General features: G+C 45.0%; 6 protein-coding genes. 2 read left to right on the plus strand and 4 right to left on the minus strand.

Annotated features, from left to right (window positions below; genetic code table 11):
• Nucleotides 1–75 precede the first annotated feature (75 nt).
• The gene (locus F6K57_RS35015; protein WP_293072586.1) at nt 76–1,203 is read right to left on the minus strand and encodes an ATP-binding protein; all 1,128 of its coding nucleotides are present in this window, start codon (nt 1,201–1,203) and stop codon (nt 76–78) included.
• Nucleotides 1,204–1,580: 377 nt separating this feature from the next.
• Between F6K57_RS35015 and F6K57_RS35020 the strand changes: the two genes are divergently transcribed.
• Both F6K57_RS35020 and F6K57_RS35025 read left to right on the plus strand, forming a co-directional pair.
• Nucleotides 1,581–3,107: an ATP-binding protein gene (locus F6K57_RS35020; RefSeq protein WP_293072588.1), complete on the plus strand. Its 1,527-nt coding sequence runs from the start codon at nt 1,581–1,583 to the stop codon at nt 3,105–3,107.
• 129 nt (nt 3,108–3,236) lie between these two features.
• Nucleotides 3,237–3,800 (plus strand): Uma2 family endonuclease, encoded by a 564-nt coding sequence (locus F6K57_RS35025; RefSeq protein WP_293060793.1) that lies wholly within the window; start codon nt 3,237–3,239, stop codon nt 3,798–3,800.
• Between the two features lie 219 nt (nt 3,801–4,019).
• Here the strand turns inward: F6K57_RS35025 and rbsK are convergent, their stop codons facing one another.
• The 3 genes from rbsK to F6K57_RS35040 form a co-directional block, all read right to left on the minus strand.
• On the minus strand, nt 4,020–4,949 hold the full coding sequence (rbsK, locus tag F6K57_RS35030; protein WP_075899725.1) for a ribokinase: 930 nt from the start codon (nt 4,947–4,949) through the stop codon (nt 4,020–4,022).
• A 43-nt stretch (nt 4,950–4,992) separates the two neighbouring features.
• Complete coding sequence (locus F6K57_RS35035) at nt 4,993–5,121, minus strand: hypothetical protein (protein WP_269087004.1); 129 nt, start codon at nt 5,119–5,121, stop codon at nt 4,993–4,995.
• Between the two features lie 306 nt (nt 5,122–5,427).
• Nucleotides 5,428–6,031 (minus strand): phosphotransacetylase family protein (locus F6K57_RS35040; protein ID WP_293072591.1); only part of this gene is annotated, 604 nt, incomplete at its 5' end.

Raw genomic sequence — 6,031 nt, forward strand, 5'->3', positions numbered from 1 at the left:
ATTGGGTTAGTTGAACTTGGCTATCATATCATTTATTATTGATTTTTTATCCACAAACCCATCAGCCATCTTTGGCTACCAACTCTGATGAATTGGCAAGGTGAAATAGAATCTTGAGCCAACACCAGACTCGGATTCGACCCAAATATTTCCACCGTGACACTGGACGATTTTCTGACAAATGGCTAAACCAATCCCGGTACCGGGATACTTGCTCCTACCATGTAGTCGTTGGAATATGGAAAAAATTCGTTCAGCATACTTGGTTGGAATACCAATACCATTATCTCGAACCCCTATTAACCATTTGGATTCCTGCAACTGAGCTTCAATGTGAATCTCAGGAGTTGCCTCGGAACGGAATTTGATGCCATTACTGATTAGATTCTGGAACAATTCCACCATGTGTTGGGGATTAGCTGAGATAGTTGGCAGTGGATCATGGGTGATGACAGCATGATTTTCTTTAATGGTAACACTCAAGTTTTCAAGAACCTGTTCAAGCACTTCAGCGATATCTGTGGGTTCAAAGGTCAGTTCAGACCGACCCAAACGGGAGTAGGCGAGCAGATCTTTAATCAGACTCTGCATGCGGAAAACACCATCAACAATGTAAGCCATGTATTTGTCTGCTTCGTGATCCAATTTCCCCTGGTACTCTTCCACCAGCAATTCTGTGAAACTCTTGACCTTCCGCAGGGGTTCTTGTAAATCGTGGGAAGCCACATAAGCAAACTGTTCCAGTTCTCGGTTAGAGTTCTGTAACTGCTCAATCCACCTTGAAAATTCTGTATTGGTTATGCGATCGCTAATCCCGCAGCTAAACCCCAAGACAAATTCTACTGAACCATCACTGGCCAACTCTGGCACCAGAAAGGATTGATAAAACTGTCGCCCATTCTCTTTGATCCACTGGAATTCAATGCTCTTTTCTTGACCTGTAGCAAACACCTTTTCCATGGCTCTATCCCATAAATGGATAAAGTCTTCTGGCATCTGCAGGTCACGATGGGTTTTGCCGATCAATTCTGACTGGGCGATCCCAATGGCCTTGGACAGGGACGGATTAGCATAGACATAACGAAATTCCCGGTCAAATACCCCTATACACTCGGGAGAATTGTCCACTAGGGACTGAAACAGGTATTCCCGAGAGCTTAGAGATGGTTTTGCTGGTATGCGATCGCTTTTTTGAAGGGTCATTCTTTTGGCAGACAAGTCGGACAAGGAACAATCAATCAAACCTTCCTTGTAGAGACGTTGCAGACAACATCCCTACAAACCAGAACGATTTAACCGGACACGATATCAATTTTAGCTTTGTCCTCTACACTGGCAGCAACTGGTTCGGGTGCTCAATTGTGATCAATCCGATGCTACCGGAATTGATATTACCCATTACCCATTATCGGATCCTGGATATCATGATTATTCAACCAGATTTGATCAGGACTTAGGCACCAAGACCCTTAAAACCCGGTTTCTGGCTATAAATCAAAGGCTCAAATTGCTGTAATTTTTTTTAAGAAACCGGGTTGGCGGCGTAAGTCCTGTTGATCTTAGATGTCTGTTAAATAAGCATGTTTCAAACTACTCGCCGACGCCTTGCTCTGTGGTACACTACCGTCACAGCAGTCTTACTGTTACTATTTGCAACTGGTGTCTATCTTTATGTCCGCCACACCCTGATTGAACGGGTTGATGACACCCTCAAACATGTCGTAGAAGTGGTAGAGCGATCACTGGTGATTCAACCTGTGGATCATGGCGAGATGCCCTATCAATTCAACATTGAAGCCAGTTTTCGAGACAATAGTGATCGGGTAGAAGATGACCACATTGACCTGGAGTGGTTTAGTCCGAAGGGGGATTTGCTTTGGTCAACCTTCTCAGAACCCTTAACTATTCCCTTAAAGACCAACACCACTAGGGCAACAGTTCATTTATCAGCAGAGCATCTCCTGCGACAGTTAACCCAACCGGTGGAAATCGAAGATTATATCTTAGGTTATTTACGGGTGAGCCACCCATGGTTTGAAGTCACCAAACCCAGCCACCAACTGATATTTGATCTGACTCTAGGTACAGTGGTGATGATTATCTCTACTGGTGCTATTGGTTGGTTACTATCTGGTATGGCTATGAAGCCAGTAAGAGAGTCCTACCAACGGCTTAAACAATTCACTGCTGATGCTTCCCACGAACTGAGAAACCCAATTGCTACGATTCAGACTAACGTGCAAGTTGCTCTGGGGGATCCCGATTTGGCATCTGAGTTGCAACGGCACCAACTCGAAGTGATAGAGCGATTAACCCAGCGCTTAGGAAAACTGGTCAATGACCTGCTGTTTTTGGCTCGTGCTGATAGCGGTATGGTAAAACCCCAGTGGCAATTAGTCCACCTAGATGCTTTGCTAATGGAAGTGATCGAGGAGCAACAACTGATTGCTACAGACAAAGGTATTTCCCTGTACTTGATTGAAATCCCCAATCCCGATCATGGACAGAGCACAGAGCAGACAGAGCAGACAGAGGAAGAGATGGGGGCTGGTGAGGTATTTCTGCCACCCTGCCCTAGTAAGGAATTCCAAAATCCAACATTCGACGAAGATGCCTTTACCTTTGAGGGGGATTGGAATCAATTGGTACGTTTATTTACCAATCTAGTGAATAATGCTGTGCAATACACACCCGCCTCTACCAAAACTCCAGGGGAAGCATTTATTCAAGTGGAATTACAACAGTTAGAACCTCCCAGCAAACGTAGGCCAACAAACCTGCAATTCCTCACTGGTAGTCCCTCATGGGGGGGACTGCCAAGACCGCGCTACCTCCTTCAAGTTAAGGTAACTGATTCCGGTCAAGGCATCTGTGCATCAGCATTACCTCACATTTTTGATCGCTTTTATCGAGCTGATCCAGCTAGACCCTATGATACAGCAAAAGGAGCTGGGCTAGGTTTAGCGATCGCTAAAACAATAGTTGAGAATCACCACGGTCAAATCAAAGTTGAAAGCACTCTCAACCAAGGCACAACGTTTACGGTTACAATACCCGTTTTTAGAAAAAACAACACTGAAAGCCCTGTCGAAAGCGAGCACGTATGAAAGCAAAAATATTTTGTCTTATCATATGTCGCGGTTTCGGTCAGGGGGAGTTTCGCGCTATAGTTGAAAATAAGCTCAACTAGCTCCAAAACAGGACATAAAAGACATCACTTAATAGGTGAGGTGGTTATGGTTGCTTCTTATCACAGAGAGTACATGACTCCCGAAGCTTATCTAGACTGGGAGGAAAAGCAAGAACTCAACTATGAATACATCGACGGCGAAGTCTATGCTATGACTGGGGGAACTATTCCCCATGGAACCATTGCTCTGAATCTTGCGACTGCCTTAAAAAGCCATTTGGGGGGAGGTTCGTGTCGTCCTTTTATCTTTAGTGTCAAAGTGGGTGTATCGGAAAAAGGCCCCTTTCACTACCCCGATGTCATGGTAACCTGCGACCAACGAGACAGCAATGCCCTCAAAGTCATTTATCATCCCTGTCTGATTGCAGAAGTCCTCTCTCCCTCCACTGAAGCCTTTGATCGAGGTCGCAAATTTGCTAACTATCGCCGTATCAAAACCTTACAAGAATACCTTTTGATTGATACTCAACAGATCACTATCGAGTGCTTCCGGCGCAATCCACAAGGCAAATGGGAACTCAATCCCTACACAGAAGGAGAAGAAATTCACTTGACCAGCATTGATTTTAGTTGTCCCATCTCCTTAATTTATGAGAATGTTACAGTCTAGTTACTGTATAGTAGTGAGTGCTTAAGGGCTGAGTTTTTATATAAACGTACTACCAAAATTCAATAATTTGCTCCAATTGGATTAATTAGTACTAATTAGTACGTCCACCATCAGGATTTCCAGTAGTAGCAAATTCCGGGTAAATGATCTATTAGCAATCACTAATATCTAAGAATTAATATCTAATATCTAATATCTAAGACTATCATGCTATCATAGCTAATAGCTAATACCTAATTCTGTGAGAAAGGCATTGAATGTCTCTTGATCAGGCAAAGAAGGCTGAGCCCCAGCCTTAGTCACAGCAAGCGCCCCAGCTGCAGCTCCCCATACTACCGCTTGCCGCAACGGTAACCCTTTGGCTATTGCCACAGCCATTGCACCATTAAACGCATCTCCAGCCGCCACGGTATCCACAGCCTCAACAGAAAAAGCGGGGACGAAGAACGATTCAGAACCAGTGGCACAGAAAACCCCCTGCTCCCCTAAGGTCACAATCACCGTATCCACACCTCGTTGCAACAGTACTTCCGATGCGTTCTTGGCTGACTCTATGGTATCGACAGGAAAATCCACTAGTACAGAGGCTTCCAACTGATTCGGTGTCATAATATCCACCATGCCATACAGTTCCTCTGGCAACTCCTGAGCTGGTGCTGGGTCAAGAATCACTGGACAACCCACTTTCTGAGCTGCCGCTGCTGCTAAGAGCACCACGGACATGGGAATCTCCAACTGTATCAATAAAACAGCGGCTCCTGGCAACAAACTACTGAGGCGTTCCAGATCAGTTTCATTAACATGCCCATTAGCACCAGCCACGAAAATAATGGTATTCTCCCCAGCCTCATCCACCGAAATCACTGCAATCCCAGAACTCACCCCCTCCTCAACCAAAACACTATCAGTGTCAACACCGGTTACGCCTAGACTGTGGCCTAGCTGAGTTCCAAAATCATCACTACCAACGCGCCCCACCATTTTAGTGGGGATACCCAACCGTGCCACCGCCACAGCTTGATTTGCCCCTTTCCCACCAGGGGCAGTAAAAAATTCATGGCCTTGTAGTGTTTCACCTGGAACTGGTAACCGGGGAGTTTTGGCTACCAAATCCATATTGATACTGCCGAAAACAATAACTGGTTTCATCGTTAACAGAATTAAAAGTTAGCAAGTTGAAAGTTTAAAAGAGTTACAAGGCAAGGAAGCTTAAGTTGTTCGCGTAGCGTGGCCATAGGCCAAGGTTGAACCTTTTAACCTTAAACATTATAACCTGACAACCTTCAAAATTAATGGTGACAAAAACCAGAATTGGTTTCATATTTAGTTGAATAGAGTTACCTTTAACAGAGTTAGAATTTATTTAGTAAGTTTAAAGTTGAAGGTTCAAACGTTGGCCAATAGGCCACGCTACCCGAACAAGCTGCCAATCTGCCAACCTGCCAACCTGCCAACCTGCCAACCTTGGCCAATAGGCCACGCGTGCGCGTTCAACCTGCCAACCTGCCAACCTGCCAACCTGCCAACCTGCCAACCTGCCAACCTGCCAACCTACCAACCTACCCTACACCGAATACGGGGCGAAGAACCTTCTAACCTTTGAACCTTCAACTAATGCATCTTGCATCTATAAAGCTGGGTTCAAACCAAGTAGCTTGAGCAACCGCTCAATGTCGAAATATTCATTCATCATCTGTTGCATACACTCCACCTTAATTGCTTCATGGAGATGTACTTGACCAAAAGAATTGTCAATAATCTCAACAGTAGTTAGGGTGTCTAAATCAACGGAAAGTACTGGAATTTCAAACTCTTCAGCACGTCTGAGAATAACCGATTGAGGCTGAACTTGACCGGTGAGGATTAAACAGTGGGTTGAGGTTTCTAGAGCAGCCATCTGAAGGTCTGGGCGATCCCCTCCCGTCACCACCGCCATATTAACGCCCTTGCGTAGATACTTCAGAGCAGCATTGACATTCATCGCCCCAATGGTCAAGGTTTCCACCATCAAATCCAAACGGTCAGGGCAGCATAGCACTTTAGCTTGCAACTGATCTACTAGTTCCCGAACACTAACACTGCGCAACAGATTATTTCTAGGCAGCATTCCCAATACTGGGATTTCTTGCCGTTCCAGAAACGGTTTCAATGTTGTTTTTACCCTTGATAGCTTGTCTTGGGGAATATCATTAATTAAAACTCCCAGTAAGCTTTCTCCCAGACGTTGCTTA

The sequence above is a fragment of the Moorena sp. SIO4A5 genome (assembly GCF_010672005.1).
GTDB lineage: Bacteria > Cyanobacteriota > Cyanobacteriia > Cyanobacteriales > Coleofasciculaceae > Moorena.

Coding starts and splice junctions, on each gene's coding strand:
- F6K57_RS35035 (WP_269087004.1), bottom strand. CDS start 5,121: ATGAAACCAATTCTGGTTTTTGTCACCATTAATTTTGAAGGTTGTCAG.
- F6K57_RS35015 (WP_293072586.1), bottom strand. CDS start 1,203: ATGACCCTTCAAAAAAGCGATCGCATACCAGCAAAACCATCTCTAAGC.
- F6K57_RS35025 (WP_293060793.1), top strand. CDS start 3,237: ATGGTTGCTTCTTATCACAGAGAGTACATGACTCCCGAAGCTTATCTA.
- rbsK (WP_075899725.1), bottom strand. CDS start 4,949: ATGAAACCAGTTATTGTTTTCGGCAGTATCAATATGGATTTGGTAGCC.
- F6K57_RS35020 (WP_293072588.1), top strand. CDS start 1,581: ATGTTTCAAACTACTCGCCGACGCCTTGCTCTGTGGTACACTACCGTC.